This is a genomic window from Bradyrhizobium sp. 2TAF24 (assembly GCF_052115025.1).
Classification (GTDB): Bacteria; Pseudomonadota; Alphaproteobacteria; order Rhizobiales; family Xanthobacteraceae; genus Bradyrhizobium_A.
On the sequence record NZ_JBFRFW010000003.1, the window covers coordinates 209,597 to 225,719 of the forward strand.

The 16,123-nt window shown below is 68.2% G+C and carries 14 protein-coding genes; 8 read left to right on the plus strand and 6 right to left on the minus strand.

Going from position 1 to position 16,123, the window contains the following annotated elements; all coding sequences use genetic code 11:
• Positions 1 to 6: 6 nt before the first annotated feature.
• Positions 7 to 1,458, minus strand: a complete 1,452-nt coding sequence (locus tag AB4Z37_RS06870; protein WP_441515952.1) for a lytic murein transglycosylase — start codon at positions 1,456 to 1,458, stop codon at positions 7 to 9.
• A 297-nt stretch (positions 1,459 to 1,755) separates the two neighbouring features.
• Here AB4Z37_RS06870 and galU point away from each other — a divergent pair, with 297 nt between their 5' ends.
• The gene (gene galU / locus AB4Z37_RS06875) at positions 1,756 to 2,628 is read left to right on the plus strand and encodes a UTP--glucose-1-phosphate uridylyltransferase GalU (RefSeq protein ID WP_441515953.1); all 873 of its coding nucleotides are present in this window, start codon (positions 1,756 to 1,758) and stop codon (positions 2,626 to 2,628) included.
• A 23-nt stretch (positions 2,629 to 2,651) separates the two neighbouring features.
• On the opposite strand, the gene AB4Z37_RS06880 is transcribed toward galU, so the two are convergent.
• Positions 2,652 to 4,151, minus strand: a complete 1,500-nt coding sequence (locus AB4Z37_RS06880) for a sensor domain-containing diguanylate cyclase (protein ID WP_441515954.1) — start codon at positions 4,149 to 4,151, stop codon at positions 2,652 to 2,654.
• 144 nt (positions 4,152 to 4,295) lie between these two features.
• On the opposite strand from AB4Z37_RS06880, the gene AB4Z37_RS06885 reads away from it, so the two are divergent.
• Both AB4Z37_RS06885 and AB4Z37_RS06890 read left to right on the plus strand, forming a co-directional pair.
• Positions 4,296 to 5,456, plus strand: coding sequence for an OpgC domain-containing protein (locus AB4Z37_RS06885; RefSeq protein WP_441515955.1), 1,161 nt, complete (start codon positions 4,296 to 4,298; stop codon positions 5,454 to 5,456).
• Positions 5,457 to 5,525: 69 nt separating this feature from the next.
• Positions 5,526 to 5,792 (plus strand): hypothetical protein, encoded by a 267-nt coding sequence (locus tag AB4Z37_RS06890; protein WP_441515956.1) that lies wholly within the window; start codon positions 5,526 to 5,528, stop codon positions 5,790 to 5,792.
• 21 nt (positions 5,793 to 5,813) lie between these two features.
• On the opposite strand, the gene AB4Z37_RS06895 is transcribed toward AB4Z37_RS06890, so the two are convergent.
• Positions 5,814 to 6,803 carry a zinc-dependent alcohol dehydrogenase family protein gene (locus tag AB4Z37_RS06895; RefSeq protein WP_441515957.1) on the minus strand — a complete coding sequence of 330 codons (990 nt, stop codon included), beginning with the start codon at positions 6,801 to 6,803 and terminating at the stop codon, positions 5,814 to 5,816.
• A 105-nt stretch (positions 6,804 to 6,908) separates the two neighbouring features.
• On the opposite strand from AB4Z37_RS06895, the gene AB4Z37_RS06900 reads away from it, so the two are divergent.
• A complete protein-coding gene (locus tag AB4Z37_RS06900; protein WP_441515958.1) occupies positions 6,909 to 7,808 on the plus strand; it encodes a LysR family transcriptional regulator in 900 nt (299 codons plus the stop codon).
• A 152-nt stretch (positions 7,809 to 7,960) separates the two neighbouring features.
• Here AB4Z37_RS06900 and AB4Z37_RS06905 read toward each other — a convergent pair whose 3' ends face one another.
• The gene (locus AB4Z37_RS06905) at positions 7,961 to 9,613 is read right to left on the minus strand and encodes an outer membrane beta-barrel protein (protein ID WP_441515959.1); all 1,653 of its coding nucleotides are present in this window, start codon (positions 9,611 to 9,613) and stop codon (positions 7,961 to 7,963) included.
• Between the two features lie 315 nt (positions 9,614 to 9,928).
• On the opposite strand from AB4Z37_RS06905, the gene AB4Z37_RS06910 reads away from it, so the two are divergent.
• The gene (locus AB4Z37_RS06910; RefSeq protein WP_441515960.1) at positions 9,929 to 10,942 is read left to right on the plus strand and encodes a KpsF/GutQ family sugar-phosphate isomerase; all 1,014 of its coding nucleotides are present in this window, start codon (positions 9,929 to 9,931) and stop codon (positions 10,940 to 10,942) included.
• Positions 10,943 to 11,058: 116 nt separating this feature from the next.
• On the opposite strand, the gene ubiA is transcribed toward AB4Z37_RS06910, so the two are convergent.
• Both ubiA and AB4Z37_RS06920 read right to left on the minus strand, forming a co-directional pair.
• Entirely contained in the window at positions 11,059 to 12,012 is a 954-nt protein-coding gene (ubiA, locus tag AB4Z37_RS06915) for a 4-hydroxybenzoate octaprenyltransferase (protein ID WP_441515961.1), read from the minus strand.
• Positions 12,013 to 12,140: 128 nt separating this feature from the next.
• Entirely contained in the window at positions 12,141 to 12,794 is a 654-nt protein-coding gene (locus AB4Z37_RS06920) for a hypothetical protein (protein ID WP_441516144.1), read from the minus strand.
• Between the two features lie 263 nt (positions 12,795 to 13,057).
• On the opposite strand from AB4Z37_RS06920, the gene AB4Z37_RS06925 reads away from it, so the two are divergent.
• From AB4Z37_RS06925 to hisG, 3 genes are all read left to right on the plus strand, one after another.
• A complete protein-coding gene (locus AB4Z37_RS06925; RefSeq protein ID WP_441515962.1) occupies positions 13,058 to 13,816 on the plus strand; it encodes a 16S rRNA (uracil(1498)-N(3))-methyltransferase in 759 nt (252 codons plus the stop codon).
• Positions 13,817 to 13,980: 164 nt separating this feature from the next.
• Complete coding sequence (locus AB4Z37_RS06930; RefSeq protein ID WP_441515963.1) at positions 13,981 to 15,138, plus strand: ATP phosphoribosyltransferase regulatory subunit; 1,158 nt, start codon at positions 13,981 to 13,983, stop codon at positions 15,136 to 15,138.
• On the plus strand, positions 15,135 to 16,112 hold the full coding sequence (gene hisG / locus AB4Z37_RS06935; protein WP_441515964.1) for an ATP phosphoribosyltransferase: 978 nt from the start codon (positions 15,135 to 15,137) through the stop codon (positions 16,110 to 16,112). The genes AB4Z37_RS06930 and hisG overlap by 4 nt, the downstream gene beginning before the upstream one ends.
• Positions 16,113 to 16,123 lie beyond the last annotated feature (11 nt).

Here is a 16,123-nt window from a genome sequence, read left to right on the forward strand (position 1 = left end):
CGGCGCTCAGCGGCCGCGCAGCCGTTCCAGCATCTCGGCGGTGGCGAAGCCGTCGGCGGCGGCGCCGATGGACGCCTGGAACTCACGCAGCGCCTTGCGGGTCTCGCCGCCGAGCTGGCCGTCCGGCTCGCCGCGGTAGAAGCCGCGCTGCACCAGCAGTTGCTGCAATTCAAGCCGCTCGGCGCGGCTGAGCACCCGCTCCTGCCGCGGCCACGCCTGCACGAACGGGCCGCCGCCACGCAGGCGGTCGGCGAAATGGCCGATCGCGAGGGCATAAGCCTCCGCCGGGTTGTAGCGCAGGATGCTGCGGAAGTTCTGCAGCATCAGGAAGCCCGGCCCTTCGCTGCCGGCCGGGGCCAGCAGGAAGGCCTTGTCGGAGGTGCGCGGGAACGGCTTGCCGCCGGCGCGGCGGATGCCGAGCTGCTCCCACTGCGCCACCGTCATCTGCTTGGCGCGGTCGGCCAGCATGTAGTTGAAGCCGCGGGGCACCTCGACCTCATAGCCCCAGGTCTGGCCGCTCTGCCAGCCGTCCTTCTTGAGGTTGTTGGCGGTTGAGGCGATCAGGTCGGCGACGTTGTCGACGACGTCCTTGCGGCCGTCGCCGTCGAAATCGACCGCATAGCGCTTGAACGCCGTCGGCATGAACTGGGTCGGGCCGAACGCGCCGGCCCATGAGCCCTTCATCTGCTCGGGGCGCAGGTCGCCGTGATGCAGGATTTCCAACGCCGACAGGAATTCGTTACGGAAATAGGCCTGGCGACGGCCGATGCACGACAGCGTCGCGGTGGAGCGCAGCACGCTGCGGTCGCCGCCCTGGGTCGAGTAATTCGATTCGACGCCCCAGATCGAGGCGATGACATAGCGATCGACGCCATAGGCCTTCTCAACCGCGTCGAAGGTGGTCTTGTACTGCGCCAGCACCTCGCGGCCACGCTGCATGCGCGCGTCGCTGACGAGGACATCGAGATAGTCCCAGAGCGCCTTGGTGAATTCGGGCTGCGAATCCATCAGGTCCATGATGCGCAGGTCCGGCGTCAGGCCGTCGGTGAAGCGCCGGTAGCTCTCCAGCGAAATGCCGCGCCGTGCCGCCTCGGGCCACAGGCTGGCGATGCAGTTGTCGAAATTGGCGGCGGCGTCACGGATCGCCTGCGCCGTCATCTGCGGATGGCCGGACGCGCCGTCCTCGCCGCTCCACTCCTTAGTCCCGCCGGAGCCGCCCGGCGCCGGCTGGCTCTGCGGCGCGAAGATCGACGGCAACGAGAATGGCAAGGTGGCCTGGGCGGTGGTGCGCTGGACGCCGCCCGCCGGCGCCGCCGGCCGGACCGGCCGGGCAACCGAGCCGGTGGTATCGAGCATCACCGGGCCGCCGCCGTTCGAAGTCTGCGCCTGCGCCGGTCCGACGAGGGTCGCGAAGGCCAGAGCCGCCACACCGATCCGCTTCAGCGCGCTTGCCGTCATCGTGGGGTCATTCCTGATCCGTAAAAGCCCTGCCCGGGTCCTAAAAGGCGCCGACAGGGTTTCCATCAGCTTAACGAGCCGGCGACTTTTTGGCGCCCCCGGCATCCCGCAGCCTGGGCCGTTATGTCGCATCGGTTCAAGGCCGCGCCATGACGGCCGACGCCGGTTCGACCCAGGACCGCTCGAAAGCCGCCGCGGGGACGCCGCAAAAGCTCCGGAATCTGCTACGACATCAAGGTGACGGGCCGCCGTCCACGGTCCGCCGCCTGAACCCTGTCCACCTTCGATAGAGACAACATGAAAATTCGCAAAGCCGTGTTTCCCGTCGCCGGTCTCGGTACCCGTTTCCTGCCCGCCACCAAGGCGATGCCCAAGGAAATGCTCACGGTCGTCGACCGGCCGCTGATCCAGCACGTGGTGGATGAGGCGCTTGAGGCTGGCATCGAGCACCTGGTGTTCGTCACCGGCCGCAACAAGGGCGTCATCGAGGACCATTTCGACCGGCCCTACGAGCTCGAGGACACGCTGAAGGAGCGCGCCAAGACCAAGGAGATGGAGTTGCTGGAGCGTGACCAGCCGGAAGCCGGCTCGACCTCGTTCACGCGCCAGCAGCAGCCGCTCGGCCTTGGCCATGCGGTGTGGTGCGCCCGCGAGATCGTCGGCAACGAGCCGTTCGCCGTGCTGCTGCCGGACGTGCTGGTGAAGCATAAGCCGAGCGGGCTGAAGCAGATGATCGACGCTGCCAACGCCGTCGGCGCCGAGAAAGCCAACATTGTCGCCGTCGAGGAAGTGCCGATGGAGAGCGTGCACATGTACGGCGTCGTCGGCGTCGGCCAGCAGCGCGGCGACCTGTTCGAGCTCGCCGGCATGGTGGAGAAGCCCAAGCGCGAGCAGGCCCCCTCCAACCTCTCGATCACCGGGCGCTACATCCTGCAGCCGGAGATCTTCAAGATCCTGGAAACCCAGGAGCGCGGCGCCGGCGGCGAGATCCAGCTCACCGACGCGATGCTCGGCCTCGCCCGGACGCAGCCGTTCTACGGTTTCAAGTTCAAGGGCAAGAGCTACGACTGCGGCTCGAAGTCCGGCTTCCTCGCCGCCAACATCGCCTATGCGATGGACCGCGACGACCTGCGCGAGGGGCTGCGCGAGGAAATGAGGAAGTACTTCTGAACGAACACGCCGGCGACGGGCGCCTACGCCACCAGCGACAGGTACCCGACGCCCGCGACGAAGGACTGGTTGCGGCCGCGTGACTTCGCCTCATAGAGGGCCTTGTCCGCGGCCTCGATCAGCAGCGATGGCGAGCCGCCCTGGCTCGGGACCATGGCCGCGACCCCGATGCTGACCGTCGTGGCCCATTTTTCGGCGGACAACTGCTCGACATCGCCGCGGATCTTCTCAGCGACCAGCGACGCGGTCTCGATCGACAAGCCCGGCAGCAGCACGGCGAATTCCTCGCCGCCATAACGCGCGGCGCAGTCGGCGGAGCGGCGCACGCAGGCCCGGATGGTGGCGGCGATCCGCACCAGCACCTGATCGCCGGCCTGATGGCCGAACATGTCGTTGAACGCCTTGAAGTGATCGGCGTCGATCATCAGCAGCGCCAGCGTATCGCCCTGGCGCATGGTACGGCGCCATTCCTGGGCGATCACGGTGTCGAACTTGCGCCGGTTCCGCAACTGGGTCAGCGCATCGGTGGTGGCGAGCTGTTCGAGGCGGTCCTCGGCAAGTCCACGGCGATTGATCTCACGTGCCAGGAACAACGTCGCGGCCACCACCAGCACGATCAGCCCCAGCATGATGGCGCCGATGCGCTGCGCCTCGCGGCGCCACAGACTGAAGATGGTGTCCCATGATTTGCCGGCGACCACCAGCAGCGCGTGGCCGCTGTCACGCCACACGAACAGGCGGACGATGCCGTCGACGGCACTCGCCCGCGATGCCGCGCCGCTCGGCTGCGTCAGCGTCTGGTGCATGCCCGGCGCCCCGCTCATGTCCTTGCCGATGATGTCGAGATCGAACGGCGTACGCATGATCACGACGCCATCGCGGCGGAACACGGTGATGGTGTCGTCGGGCTGCAGCTGCAGGCGGTCGAACAGGTCGTGGAAATAGCTAAAGCGCAGCGAGCCGACCACAACGCCGACGAACGCGCCGTCCTTGGCGGTGATGCGGCGGCTCAGCACCAGCGAGTAGGTGCTGTGATGCAGCCCCGGGCGGCTGATGTAGAGGCCGCGGTCCGGATCGGTGCGATGCACTTCGAAATAGTCTTCGCCGGCATGGTTTTCCGGCTTCGGCGTCAGGGTCGAGGAATCCAGCACCAGATCGCCCTGCGCATCGAACACCTGGATCACGCCGAAATGCTGCGCGGTGGCGGCATGATCGAACAGGATCAGGCTGAGCAGCGGCTTGCTGACGGTCTTCACCTCGGGCTCGACGAAATTGGTCGCGACATTGCGCAACGACAGGTCGTAAAGCTCGATGTTGCGGCTGATGTCGGCATCGATGGTCGACGCCAGGTTTTCCATCGTGCGGCGCGCCAGCGCCTCCTCGCCGCGCCGCATGTCCAGCAGTACGCTGCCGCACACCGCCGAAAAGGCCAGCAGAGTCAGGACGCAGAACAGCATCAGCACCGCGGGCGAGATCCGCCGGGGCTTGATGTCCGATCTGACATCCGTATCGTTGCGCTGCATCACAATACCATCGTTGGGCCTGCGCACTGATGCGCCCAATTGATTGCTGCAACCTTTAGATGATTGCGATCATACCCACGGGGGTTAACAAGGCGTTGCGCCGATGCATGGGATTTGGCAGAGGATGGCTGGTTCCGTCATTTCATGATCATGCGTGACCCGACCGCCGCCGCAAGCCCGCCAAAGGACCCGCTGCCGGCGATGCGGCCGCTCGGCCGCGACCTGCAGCTCGACGCCTGCCGCGGCATCGCGTTGTGGTTCATCTTTCTCGACCACATCCCCAACAACATCGGCAGCTGGTTCACGCTGCGCAACTACGGCTTCAGCGACGCCACCGAGGTGTTCATGTTCGTCTCCGGCGTCACCTGTGCCGTCGCCTATGGCCGGACACGGCGCCGCCAGGGCTGGCGCGGCGTGGTGGCGCACACGCTGCGCCGCGGCTGGGACATCTATGCCGGTTTCCTGCTGCTGATTTTGGCCTGCGCCATCGTGGTGTTCACAGCGGGGGGCGGCCGTCTCGCCGACGACAGCAACACCCGCATCCTGTTCGAGCAGCCCGGCCCCACGCTGCTGCATGCCGCGCTGCTGCAATACCGCCCGGTGAACACCGACGTGCTGCCGACCTTCGTGCTGTTTCACCTGCTGTTCGCGCCGCTGCTGCTGGCGCTGCAGCGTGCGCCGAACATGACGCTCGCAACCTCGTTCGGCCTCTACGTCCTGGTGCAGCACTTCGGCTGGAACATTCCGGCGTGGCCGGCCAATGGCTGGTATTTCAATCCGCTCGCCTGGCAGTTGCTGTTCGTGCTCGGCGCGTGGTGGGCACTCCGTGGCAGGAAGCGGCTGCGCAAGCAGATCGCCTCACGCACGGCGCTGTGGCTCGCCGCCGGCTATCTCGCTTTCAGCCTCGTCGTGGTGATGAGCTGGACGCTCACCCCGCTCACGGCCCTGGTCCCCGATGCCCTCGCGCGCGCGATCTATCCGATCGACAAGCCCGATCTCGATCCGCTGCGGCTGCTGCATTTCCTGGCGCTCGCCATGGTTGCGGCCTCGATCGTGCCGCGCCGCCGGGATGGCCTGCTGACACCGCCGCTCGTCGCGGCGATCCGCTGCGGCGAGAACTCGCTACCGATCTATTGCCTCGGCGTGCTGCTTGCGCTCGCAGGCCACATTGTGCTCACGCGGCTGTCCGGCGCCCTCGCCATGCAGGCCGCCGTCAGCATCGCCGGCATTCTGCTGATGATCCTCGCGGCCAACGCGATCACCGCGGCGGCAAGGCTGAACCGGCAGCGGCGGGGCCTGTTCTGATCCGCCGGCGCGCCCCTTGACGGGGGACGCTCCGGCTCTGCAATAGTGTCCCGCGATCGAGGACCTGCCGTGAGCCCCTATGACCCGCTGCGCGACTACCTGAAGGCGCAGACCCGCGACGAATTCGTGCTGACCAATGAGCAGATCGAGGACATCCTCGGCTTTGCGCTGTCGCGCGCCTCGCACCGGGCGTCATGGTGGGAGACCGAGCGCAGCCCGCAGGTCGGGGCGCCGCAGCGCGTCGCCTGCCTTGACGGTGGGTTCAATGCGACCCGCCTCAGCGACGGCTCCGGCGTGCGTTTTCGCCGGGCCGGACTGCGCCGCCGCTTCAAGTGACGGCCGGATCGATGGCCGAGGTCAGACCTTGACCACGATCTTGCCGAACTGCTCGTTGCTTTCCAGGAAACGATGCGCCTCGACGATCTCCTCGAACGGGAAGGTCCTGGCGATGACGGGCTTCAACGCCCCTGATGCCAGCCCGTCGAGGATGAACGCCTTGGCGGCGGCGAGCCGCGCCGGATCACCGATGATCTCGTGGACGAGATAGCCGCGCAGCGTCAGCGTCTTGCTGAGCACCGCGAACGGCGGAAACGGTGTCGGCTCCGGGCTCAGGCCGCCATACTCGATCAGGATGCCGCCCCGCGCCATCGCCGCGGTCAGCGGCGCGAAGATCGGCCCGCCGATCGCATCGAGCACGACGCGCACGCCATCTCGTCCCGCGATCTCGTTGAGGCGGGCCTCCAGATCCTCCTCCGCCGTGGCGACCACATGGGCCGCGCCAGCGGCGCGCAGGTCCTGCGCCTTGCGCGACGTGCGGGTCACCGCGATCACTGTCGCGCCGACGGTGTTGGCGATCTGGATCGCGGCGAGGCCGACGCTGCTCGACGCCGCCGTGATCACCACCACATCGCCCTTGCGCAGCCCAGCGATGTCGATCAGCGCGCCATAGGCGGTGAGATAGGCCATCCACACGGCGGCCGCGGCCTCCCAGCTGAGTGACGACGGATGCCGGACCACCTGCGCGGCGGGAAAGGTGATGAGATCGCCGTAGGCCGGCCAGCGCACCATCGAGATCGGCGGGATTACGCTGACAGCATCGCCGGGCGCCACTTCAGTGACGCCGGCGCCGACCGCCTCGACCACGCCGGCGGCCTCGAGGCCGAGCCCCGAGGGCAGCGTCGGCGTCTCGATATACGTCCCGGCCCGGAGCAGCGCCTCAGCCCGGTTCAAGCCCAGCGCCTTGACCCGGATCCGGGCCTCGCCGGGACCCGGGGCCGACAGCTCGACCGTCTCGATCCGCAGCACCTCCGGCCCGCCATGCTCATGAAAACGAATGATCCGCGCCATGACGTCACAACTCCAAATCTTTTGAACTGAATGAGCTATGACAGCGCTGGAATCCGCGATAAATTCCCTCTCGTGAAGATCAATCAAAACTAACAGTTTCTAATCATGGATCGCCTCACCAGCATGGCCGTGTTCGTGCGGGCCGTCGACCTCGGCTCCTTCGCCGCTGCGGCGGCCGCTCTCGACCTGTCCGGACCGATGGTCGGCAAGCACGTCCGGTTCCTGGAGGAACACCTCGGCGTGCGGCTGCTCAACCGCACCACCCGGCGGCAGAGCCTGACCGAGTTCGGCCGCGCCTATTACGAGCGCTGTCGCGCGGTGCTCGCGGAGGTCGATGCCGCGGATGCGCTGGCCGCCGACCAGCTCGCCGAGCCGCGCGGCCGGCTGCGCGTCACCATGCCGGTGCTGTTCGGCCGGCGCTGCGTCGCCCCGATCCTGCTGGATCTGGCGCGGCAGCATCCGGCGCTGGAGCTGGAGCTATCGTTCAGCGATCCGCTGTCGGACCTCGCCGAGAGCGGTTGCGATCTTGCTGTTCGCACCGGAGATCTGCAGGACATGTCCGGGGTGATCACCCGCCGGCTGGCGCGCCAGCGCATGATCGTGTGCGCCGCGCCGTCCTACCTCGCGGCCCAGGGCACGCCGGAACGCGTCGCCGAGCTGCAGCAACACCAGGCGATCATCTATGGCCGCACCGGCCGCACAGCGCCGTGGCGATTTCCGCGCCCCGACGGGCCCGAGCAGCAGATCGTGCCGCCGAGCCGGCTGCGGCTCGACGACCTCGAGGCGATCGCGGACGCGGCAGCCGCAGGCCTAGGGCTTGCCTGGCTGCCGAGCTGGCTGGTGCGCGAACGCCTCGCCGCCGGCACGCTGGTGCGGCTGCTGCCGGATGAAACCGAGTTTCCCTATGACAGCCACGCACTGTGGCTGCAGACCCCGCAGCTGCCGCGCAAGGTCCGCCTCGCCGTCGACACGCTGGCGGCAGCGCTGCCGAAACTGATGGCCTGACGGGCGCCGGACGCGCGATCAGGCCACCGCCTCGACTGCGGCCCTGCCCTCGGCGATGCGCCCGACGAACTCCTGCGCCGTCATCACATGCACCGTGGAGAACGCCAGCACGGTCAGCGTGGCGCGAGGCGACGCGCGGCAGACGCAGCCGCCTACTGCTGCGCGCGCACGCCGAGCGTGATCACGGTGGCGTTGGAGTTGAAGCCGGGCTGGTTGCTGTCCAGCCAGTCGTGCCGGATCTGCCCCTTGATCTGGAAGGTGCGGTTGAGCTTGTAGACGAGGTCGGCTGATACGGTGAAACGGTTGTCGAAACGACCGAGCCCGCGATAGTCCGAGGTGCCGTAGCCGAACCGCGCGGTGGCGACCAGCCAGCGGCGCAGGGCATGCTCGACCTGCCAGGTGTAGTCGCGCGTCACCACGCCGGGCACGCCGGGCAGCGGGCTCTCGTCGATCGACGAGGCGGCGATGAACTTCGCGGTGGTCAGCGGCGTCACCGTCCAGACCAGCGACGCGCTGGTCAGAAGGCCGCTGATCTGGCTGAGACGCGCATCGCGATAGTTGCGCATCAGCCAGCCGACCGCGGCCTCGCCGGTGATGAGGCGGGTCAGCTCGAAGCTCGAACCGCCCTTGATGTAGCCGCCATCGGAATCGCGAAGGTAGCCATAGCGATCGACGGCCTGGTCATGGATGCGGGTGTCGCCCTCGACCTCGACGAACGGCTTGACGCCCGGGCGCAGATCGTAAGCGACACGCGCGATGCCGCCATACTGGGTGAAGTCGCGATCGTCGTTCGAGGTGGACGAGCCGTCGGTCAGCTTCGACCACTGGTACGAGGTGTGATCGATGGTGCCGCTGACCGCGACGTTGAGGCGATTGAAATCGTGATCGACGCCGAGCGTGCCGCCGGTGGTGGCGTACACCGGGTATTTCGCAAGACCGGTCTGGATGTTCGGGCTGCCCGGATTGTCGGTTGCAACGCGCAGCCGCAGCTCGCCGTTGATCCGGGTGTCGCGGGTGACGTCGATGCGGCCGTCGACGCGGCCGGTGAAATCGGGGCGGTCGATATTCATCGGCGCGCCGTTGTTCGCGGCGACGTCCGGCGGCAGCGTCATGCCATAGCCGGTGAAGGAGCCGCGCAGGTCGGCGCTCAGCGCATGACGCGTCCAGTTCGAGGTGACCACCAGTTCCGGCGCGATCATCCAGAATGCCGAGCCGCGCGCCGGCGACAGCCGGCTCGGGTTGGTGTCATAGCCGCCGGTCAGCTCGACCGCGGCGTGCGACAGGAACGAGCCGTAGTAGATGCCTGGGGCACCGAACGGATCCGTGTCGATCGGCAGGCGGCGGCGCGGCGGCTGGCCCGGAATGTTGCCGGCCGCCGAGGCCGGCACCGGCACACCCGCGGCCGAGGCCGATGGCGGCGCGGCAAGCTTGGGCGGTCCGCCGGCCACCGGGCCGGCCGGTACCGGCGGCAGCGCGGCATTGTTGGTCAGCGGACCGCGCAGCGGCCCGCCCGGCAGCGGCCGGGCCATCGGCCTGGCCTTCGGCTTTTTCTTGCGGCCGAACGAATCGTAGCCGGTCACCGCGGCGCCGAACCCGGCGGGATTGCCGTAGGTCGGGATCGCCCCGAGGCGGGAGGGGGCGGGCGGCGGCGGAGCGGCCGTATCATCCGCGGGCTTGCCGGCGTTGCCCTGAGCCCCCTGGGCGACCTGCCGCAGGTTGGGGTTCTTCGGGGCGAAGCCGCCTGCTTGTGGATTGAACAGATCCCCGGTCAGCGCCTGCGCCCCGGCAGGTGTCGACAAGGCCACCAGGGCGGCGGCGAGGCATAGCGGCAGGGCGCGCCACGGGTGCGCGCCCAGGGGGCGGCCCGTCCGGAGGGCCTTCAGCCGCCAGCCTCCAACCACAATATACCTCTATAAATCATACACTTAACGAAAATCAGACTGCCGGCCGGCAGCCCAAACGTCGTTAATGGAGTTAAAACAAAGATGGTTAACGGCCGGTTAGGGTGTTGCGCCCAGCCGCGTCGCCTTGCGCGGCGGTCCGTGCTAGACACCGCCAACCGAGCGCGGGCCGATCGCCCGCCGCCACAATTTCCCTGCATCAAGGGTGTCAGGCCTTTCATGACCCAACGAAAACCACGAGCCGCCGAGCTTGTGACCGAGCATCCCCCCGCCATCGCATCCGCCCTGCGCACGCTGGATGCCGAGGCGAGCGGCATCACCGCCCTCGCCGCCGCCCTGCAGAACGGCCTCGGCGCGCCGTTCGCGGCGGCCGTGGAGCTGATTCGCAACGCACGCGGCCGGGTGATCGTCTCCGGCCTCGGCAAATCCGGCCACATCGGCCGCAAGATCGCCGCGACCTTCGCCTCCACCGGCACGCCGGCGTTCTTCGTCCATGCGGCGGAGGCGAGCCATGGCGACCTCGGCATGATCACCGCCGACGACGTCATCATCGCGCTGTCGTGGTCCGGCGAGACCGTCGAGCTGAAGAACCTGATCAACTACTCCCGCCGCTTCCGCATCGGCCTGATCGCGCTCACCGCCGAGGCCGAATCGACGCTGGGCAAGGAAGCCGACATCTGCCTGACGCTGCCGAAGGCACGCGAGGCCTGCCCGCACAACCTCGCGCCCACCACCTCGTCGCTGATGCAGCTCGCGCTCGGCGACGCGCTGGCAGTGGCGCTGCTGGAGAGCCGCGGCTTCACCGCGGTCGATTTCGGCGTGCTGCACCCGGGCGGCAAGCTCGGCGCGATGCTGAAATTCGTCCGCGACCTGATGCACACCGGCGCCGCGATCCCGCTGAAGCCGCTCGGCACCAAGATGTCGGACGCGCTGGTGGAGATGACATCGAAAGGCTTCGGCTGCGTCGGCATCGTCGATGGCAAGGGCGAGCTCGCCGGCATCATCACCGACGGCGACCTGCGCCGCCATATGCGCGCCGACTTGATGACTGCGACGGTCGACGAGGTGATGACGCGTCAGCCCAAGACGATCTCGCCGGACACGCTCGCCAGCGAAATGCTGGAAATGCTGAACTCGTCGAAGCCCGCGGTCACCGTGCTGATCGTCGCCGAAGGCAAGAAGCCGGTCGGCATCGTCCACGTCCACGACGTGCTGCGGGCGGGCGTGGCCTGAGTTCAGCCTGATCTGTCGGACGTAGCCCGGGTGAGCGAAGCGACACCCGGGGAAATATCACACGATGAACATCCCGGATATCGCTGCGCTCATCCGGGCTACGCGCTGAATACCGATCAGGCGGCCGCGCGCATCACCGCATCGGCAACGAGACCCGCGAACAGCAGCAGGCCCGCATCGCGGTTCGACTTGAACAGCTTGAGGCACAACGCCGGATCGCCGATGTCGAGACGGCGGATCTGCCAGGCAAGGTGCACGGCGAACACCGCAAGGCCGAGGAAGGCCAGAGCACCGGCGCCCGCGAGCCAGAACGCGGTGCCGATCAGCACCACCGCGAGGCTGTAGAAGAAGACGAGCGCGGGCCCGGTGTGCTCGCCGAACAGCCGCGCCGTCGACTTGATGCCGATCAGCGCATCGTCCTCGCGATCCTGGTGGGCGTAGATGGTATCGTAGCCGATCACCCAGGAAATCGAGCCGGCGTAGAGCACGAACGCCGCGACGTCGAGCCGCGCCAGGATCACCGCGAAGCCCATCAAGGCGCCCCACGAGAAGGCGAGACCGAGCACCACCTGCGGCCAGTAGGTGATGCGCTTCATGAACGGATAGATCGCGACCACCAGCAGCGAAGCGATGCCGGTGGCGATGGCAAAGCGGTTGAACTGCAGCAGCACCACCAGTCCGATCAGAGCCTGCAGCACCATGAACAGCGCGGCCTGGGTCACCGTGACCTGGCCCGATGGAATCGGCCGCGAGCGCGTGCGCTCGACCTTGCCGTCGAGGTTGCGGTCGGTGATGTCGTTCCAGGTGCAGCCGGCGCCGCGCATCACGAAGGCGCCGATGAAGAACAGCACCACCGTCGACGGCAGCAGGCGCAGATTGCCGGCAACGCCGCAGGCCAGCGCCGCCGACCACCAGCACGGCATCAGCAGCAGCCACGAGCCGATCGGGCGATCGAACCGCGACAGGCGCAGGTAAGGCCGCGACCACAGCGGCGCGCGGGTGTCGACCCAGTTGTGGGTCGAGTCGGCGACGCGAGCGCTCGTGTCCGCTTTTCGAAGTTCGCTGTACATCGCGGCCATCTCTTTCACGCGCTTCGAAAAGCAAAGGACACGAGCAGATACGTTTCGAGCGCCGCCCTTCGATCCAAAGTCCCTGGGACGAGAGGGACTTCAGATCGGGGCAGGCGCATCCGACACGCCTATCGCGTCAGCGCGTTGCCGTTCAGGGTTTCGAAGGTGGCGCCGCCGCGCTTGGTGGCCTCCCGTGCCTCGGGAATGGCGGAGCTGGTGCCGAGCACGTCGGAGAGGCTCGGTCCGGCCGGACCGGCGGCCTGCTGGGCCGCGACATTGCACACCGTGGCCTTCATCTTCTCGGTATTGGCGTGGCCGTTCTTCATCTGCTGGCCGATTTCGGCCGGAATGCCGCAGCGCTTGGCGTTGGTCTCGATGAATTTGATCATCTTGACCTCGGCGCCGGAGAAATTCTTGATCAGCGCGCAGGCTTCGGCCGGCGGCGCCTTGTGCTCGCTGGCGGCCTTGATCAGGCCCGCCTTCTTCTCGGCGTCCTGACGCAGGGGCAGGAACTGCTTCATGCACTCCTCGCCGCCGGGCGGCGGACCGCCGGCCTGGGGCGGCGGCGCACCACCGAAAGCGCCGGCCCCGCCCATCACCGGGGCGGCACCGGCCGGCGGAAACGGCGATGGCTGCGAGCTCTGTGAAGCGCCGTTGACCGGCGGAAAGGGCGAAGCCTGGCTCTGCTGCCCCGGCAGCGGCGCCGGAAATGCGCCCTGGGCGCATACCTCGGCGGCCGACACCAGAAGGCCCGCCAGGGCGAGCGGCGCAATCCATGTGATCGCGCGCGGCTTATACGGATGTTGGACGGTCACGAATGATCCTCCGGCAAGAGTCCTGGTCCCCCGACGCTCGGCATCCTCTGGCCACCGCGGCTACGCGAACGATCGGGCCGGGCCGGCGGGATTGGTTTGCTGGCCTTCTACGATTCCCCAAGCCCCTTAACAACCCGTCGAATGGGGCGACAGCACGGCGCAGGGCGCCCCGGCGGCTGGCAAGCCGGCGTTCTTCGGCTAGAACACGGAACCTCGCTGGATTCACTGAGATGCCAAAGACCGATTTCCGCAGCCCCCGCCTGTTCACCGACGCCACCCTGGCGCCCGGCGCAATGGTCGTGCTCGACAAGGACCAGAGCAACTATCTCGGCAACGTCCTGCGCCTGTCGGCCGGCGACGGCGTGCTGGCGTTCAACGGCCGGGACGGCGAGTGGCGCACCACGATCGCCGGGCGCAAGCGCCCCGAGCATCTCATCGTCGACACCCAGACCCGGCCACAGGACCACCTGCCCGACATTCATTACGTGTTCGCGCCGCTCAAGCACGCCCGGCTCGACTACATGGCGCAGAAGGCCGTGGAAATGGGCGCCGCGCGGCTGACGCCGGTGGTCACCCGCTTCACCCAGACCAGCCGCGTCAACACCGAGCGGCTGCGCGCCAATGTGGTCGAGGCGGCCGAACAGTGCGGCATTCTCAGCCTTGCCGGCGTCGATGAGCCGCTGCCGCTGCCCCGCTACCTCGACGGCCGCGATCCGGCGCGCCTGCTGGTGTTCTGCGACGAGGACGCCGAGGTGGCTGATCCGCTGGCGGCGCTGGCGACGCACCGGCCGCCCACCGGGGGCATCGACGTGCTGATCGGCCCGGAGGGTGGCTTTGCCGAGGAGGAGCGCGCGGCGCTGCGGCGCCAGCCCCGCGTCGTCACCCTGTCGCTCGGCCCCCGCATCCTGCGGGCAGACACCGCAGCGGTCGCCGCCCTCGGCCTCGTCCAGGCAGTTCTGGGTGATTTCACCAAAGAAAACACGCTATAGTTGCATCGCCATTTCCCGTTAAGCGACTTCGGCGAATCGAGGTCGAAACCGTGCGGAGGGCATGTTAAAGGGCGGCCCCGTAATCGATTTCCCGCGGCCCGGCCCTTCGCCGGACCACACGTTCCGACGAGATCGGACCCGACGTCCGACGGAGAACCAACCGCATGAGCCAGACCGCCCCTCGCGCGGCCAGCCCCGCCGCCCCGGCGGAGACGCTGCTGGCGTCGTTCGCGCAGGCCGGCTACGCCAAGGCGGAACCGGCGATCCTGCAGCCAGCTGAGCCGTTCCTCGACCTGTCCGGCGAGGACATCCGCAAGAGCCTCTACCTCACCACCGATGCCGGCGGCGAGGAACTGTGCCTGCGGCCCGACCTGACCATCCCCGTGGCCCGCGACTATCTGGCCTCACCGATTGCCGGAAAGCCGGCCGGCTTCTGCTACCTCGGCCCGGTGTTCCGCTATCGCGGCCAGCGCCCGAACGAGTTCCTTCAGGCCGGCGTCGAATCGTTCGGCCGCACCGACCGTGCCGCCGCCGACGCGGAAATGCTGGCGCTCGGCCTCGAGGCCCTGGCGGCGTTCGGTGTCAGCGAAATCGATGTCCGCACCGGCGACGTCGCGCTGTTTGCGGCGCTGATCGACGCGCTGGCGCTGGCGCCGTCGTGGAAACGCCGCCTGGTGAAGGACTTCAACCGCAAGACCTCGCTGGCGCAGGATCTCGAGCGCCTGACGCTGTCCACCGACACCGCCCGCAAGGACTATGAAGGCGTGCTCGCCGCGCTCGCCGGCTCCGACCGCAAGGCGGCCCATGCGCTGGTCACCGACCTGATGTCGATCGCCGGCGCCACCCAGGTCGGCGGCCGCTCGGTCGCCGAGATCGCCGACCGCTTCCTCGAGCAGTCGACGCTGACCTCCGGCACGCTGCCCAAGGACATCCGCGTCCTGATCGAGCGCTTCCTCACCATCACCGGCGAGCCCGACGAAGCGCTGGCCGAGCTGCGCACCCTCGCCGCCGACGCCAAGCTCGACCTCAACGCGGCGATCGACCAGTTCGAGAGCCGCATCGGCTTCATGGCCGCGCGCGGCATTGAGCTGTCGCGCACCCGCTTCGCCACCTCGTTCGGCCGCGGCGTCGATTACTACACCGGCTTCGAGTTCGAGCTGCACCGCAGGGGCAACGGCGTCGAGCCGCTGGTCGCCGGCGGCCGCTACGACAACCTGATGAGCCGCCTCGGCGCATCGACGCCGATCCCGGCGGTCGGCTTTTCGATCTGGATGGAGGCGCTGACCCGGTTCGCCGCCGCCCCCGCAGGGAGCCCGCGATGACCGAGCCTTTCGTTCTCGCCGTGCCGTCCAAGGGCCGGCTGCAGGAAAACGCCGACGCGTTCTTCGCCCGCGCCGGCCTGACGCTCGCCAAGTCCGGCGGCGCGCGCGACTATCGCGGCACCATCAACGGCCTCGACAATGTCGAGATCGCCTACCTGTCGGCGAGCGAGATCGCCGCCAATCTCGCCCGCGGCGCGGTGCACCTCGGCATCACCGGCGAGGACCTGATCCGCGAGAACATCGTCGATGCCGACCGCCGTGTCGCGCTGATCGAGCCGCTCGGCTTCGGCTACGCCAATGTCGTGGTCGCAGTGCCGCAGGCCTGGATCGACGTCCGCACGATGGCGGACCTCGACGACGTCAGCACGGCATTTCGCGCCCGCCACAATCGCCGCATGCGGGTGGCGACCAAGTACATCAACCTGACGCGCAACTTCTTCGCCGGCCATGGCGTCGTCGACTACCGCATCGTCGAGAGCGCCGGCGCGACCGAAGGTGCGCCCGCCGTCGGCACCGCTGAGCTGATCGTCGACATCACCACCACCGGCGCGACGCTCGCCGCCAACGGCCTCAAGGTGCTCGACGATGGCGTGATGCTGCGCAGCCAGGCCAACCTCGTCGCCTCGCGCGACGCCGACTGGTCGCCGCAGGCGCGCGAAACCGCGCGGATCATTCTCGATCACATCGCCTCGCGCGCCCGTGCCAACGTCTTCAAGGAAGTGCGCACCCGCTTCAAGGGCTGCGACGCAGCGCTGCTGGACGAAGCCCGCACTCGGTTCGGCGTGGTGGCGCCGTTCGGCGGGCCGACCTCGTCGGGCATGCTGACGCTGCACTGCCCGCCGGCGCAGATCTATGCACTTGCCACCTTCCTGCGCGTGCACGGCGCCGACACGGTGTCGGTGGCTTCGCTCGAATACGTGCTCGACCGCGACAACCCGCTGTACACCAAGCTGGACGCATTCCTTGCGACGTGATCGCCCCTCGT

What these genes read in the sequence shown, in the direction of transcription:
- AB4Z37_RS06885 (WP_441515955.1), top strand. Translation starts at nt 4,296, where the DNA reads ATGATCATGCGTGACCCGACCGCCGCCGCAAGCCCGCCAAAGGACCCG.
- AB4Z37_RS06910 (WP_441515960.1), top strand. Translation starts at nt 9,929, where the DNA reads ATGACCCAACGAAAACCACGAGCCGCCGAGCTTGTGACCGAGCATCCC.
- AB4Z37_RS06900 (WP_441515958.1), top strand. Translation starts at nt 6,909, where the DNA reads ATGGATCGCCTCACCAGCATGGCCGTGTTCGTGCGGGCCGTCGACCTC.
- AB4Z37_RS06880 (WP_441515954.1), bottom strand. Translation starts at nt 4,151, where the DNA reads ATGCAGCGCAACGATACGGATGTCAGATCGGACATCAAGCCCCGGCGG.
- ubiA (WP_441515961.1), bottom strand. Translation starts at nt 12,012, where the DNA reads ATGTACAGCGAACTTCGAAAAGCGGACACGAGCGCTCGCGTCGCCGAC.
- hisG (WP_441515964.1), top strand. Translation starts at nt 15,135, where the DNA reads ATGACCGAGCCTTTCGTTCTCGCCGTGCCGTCCAAGGGCCGGCTGCAG.
- AB4Z37_RS06895 (WP_441515957.1), bottom strand. Translation starts at nt 6,803, where the DNA reads ATGGCGCGGATCATTCGTTTTCATGAGCATGGCGGGCCGGAGGTGCTG.
- AB4Z37_RS06930 (WP_441515963.1), top strand. Translation starts at nt 13,981, where the DNA reads ATGAGCCAGACCGCCCCTCGCGCGGCCAGCCCCGCCGCCCCGGCGGAG.
- AB4Z37_RS06925 (WP_441515962.1), top strand. Translation starts at nt 13,058, where the DNA reads ATGCCAAAGACCGATTTCCGCAGCCCCCGCCTGTTCACCGACGCCACC.
- galU (WP_441515953.1), top strand. Translation starts at nt 1,756, where the DNA reads ATGAAAATTCGCAAAGCCGTGTTTCCCGTCGCCGGTCTCGGTACCCGT.
- AB4Z37_RS06870 (WP_441515952.1), bottom strand. Translation starts at nt 1,458, where the DNA reads ATGACGGCAAGCGCGCTGAAGCGGATCGGTGTGGCGGCTCTGGCCTTC.